This window comes from Streptomyces sp. NPDC005151 (assembly GCF_053599875.1).
Genome location: NZ_JBSFYR010000238.1, coordinates 1 through 1,881, shown reverse-complemented (window position 1 = coordinate 1,881; position 1,881 = coordinate 1). Strand labels below are relative to the sequence as shown.

Genomic DNA, 1,881 nt, shown 5'->3' with positions numbered 1-1,881 from the left:
CAAGGCCGCGAAGTTTGCTGATCGGCTGGGCTGTCAAGGGGTGATTCGTGCTGGTGGGAGGGCCTGGACGCGCGACGGGACCCCAGCACGACGGGACCCCTGATGGACGATGGTGATTCGCCAGAATCGTCCCAAGGTCCGGGGTCCCGTTGCGTCTTCAGTCTGCCATCACCGTGTTCACGCGTTCCATCTCGGTCGCCTCTGGAGTCTTCGCTCCGGGGCATCTGGGCGAGTTGACCAGGTTCTTCCCCTTCGAGCTGGTTGATGCGGTGCTTCAGGAGAGCTCGGCGGTGCAGCGGCGACTGCGGGATCTGCCCTCGCGGGTCGGTGTCTATTTCCTGCTCGCGCTGACTCTCTTCCCACATCTGGGCTATGCCGGTGTCTGGTCCAAGCTGACCTGTGGTCTGGCGGGCCTGCCGGTGCCGACGCCGTCGGAGACGGCCCTGCGCCATTTGCGTCGGCGGGTGGGGGCGGCACCGATGAAGGCGTTGTTCGAGGTAGTGGCCGGTCCGCTGGCCCAGCCGCACACGCCGGGGGCGCGCTACCGGCATTTCCGCACGGTGGCGTTCGACGGCTGCGGCTCGATCAAGGTCCCCGACTCCGAACGCAATCGGGGCTGGCTCGGCCGGATCAAGTACCGGCTGGCCTGGGCCGGTTATCCCACGGTGATGCTGATGGCCTTGGCCGAGACCGGAACCCGGGGTCTGCTGGGTGCGGTCTTCGGTCCGGCGACCGGGCCGGGCAGCGGGGAGAAGGCGTACGCCACCAAGCTGCTGCCCCTGCTCGGCGAGGACATGCTCCTGCTCGCCGACCGGGGCTTCGACGGGGACGTTTTCCTGGCCGAGGCCGCCCGGACCGGTGCCCGCCTGCTCGTCCGGGCCAAGTCCAGCCGTCGCCCGCCCGCGCTCACCCCCTTGCCCGACGGCTCGTTCCTTTCGAAGATCGCCGGCCTGCGGGTGCGGATCATCGACGCTGACATCACCGTCACCGCCGCCGACGGCAGCCTCCATACCGACCGCTACCGGCTGATCACCACCCTGCTCGACCACCACACCGACCCCGCCGGACAGTTGATCCGCCTCTTCCACGAACGCTGGGAAATCGAATCAGGGTTCTACGCACTGCGTCACACCATGCTCACCGGCCGCGTCCTACGCTCGCACGACCAGGTGGGCGTCGAGCAGGAACTGTGGGCGACACTCACCACCTACCAGCTCCTGCGCACCGCGATGGTGGCCGCCGCGGAATCACGGCCGGGCACCGACCCCGACCGGGCCGGCTTCACCATCGCCCTGGAAACGGCCCGCCAGGAAGTAATTCTGGCCCGGGGCGTCGTGGAGGACGACGGGATCGATCTGGTCGGCACCATAGGACGCGCCGTCCTGGACCGACTCCTACCAGGGCGCCGCCCCCGCTTCAGCGTCCGCAAGGTCAAGTCGCCGATCTCCCGCTACCACGCCCGCCCCAAGGGCGACAGTAGGCCGCTGACCAGCACGAACATCACCGCGATCGACGTGACCATCCACCCGGCAAACCCCGTGCCACGAACGGAGCCCGTCGTGGCGCACGCGGCAGACGGACACGTCAACGATCACAGCGCCGACGCGCTCGCCCCGGACGACTCGATGCCATCCGGGCCCTCACCCGATCTCAACCGCAAGGAGCGCGCCTTCGCTCTCCTACGCAGCGACCCGCACCGTGTCTGGCACGGCCGGGACCTCGCGCGAGAACTGGGAGTCACCAACTTCAACAGCTTCTGCACACAAATGTCCCAATGGGCGCAGGCCGGAATGCTCCACAAGACCGGCCGCGCGACCTACACCCTCGCCACCTGACGAACCTCCTTGACAGCCCCGCCGATCAGCAAACTTCGCGGCCTTG

General features: G+C 68.2%; 1 protein-coding gene. It reads left to right on the top strand.

What is annotated here, in order from left to right; genetic code table 11:
* The first annotated feature begins 149 nt into the window (after positions 1-149).
* The gene (locus tag ACWD6R_RS40435; RefSeq protein WP_451823318.1) at positions 150-1,835 is read left to right on the top strand and encodes an IS4 family transposase; all 1,686 of its coding nucleotides are present in this window, start codon (positions 150-152) and stop codon (positions 1,833-1,835) included.
* The last annotated feature ends 46 nt before the right edge of the window (positions 1,836-1,881 follow it).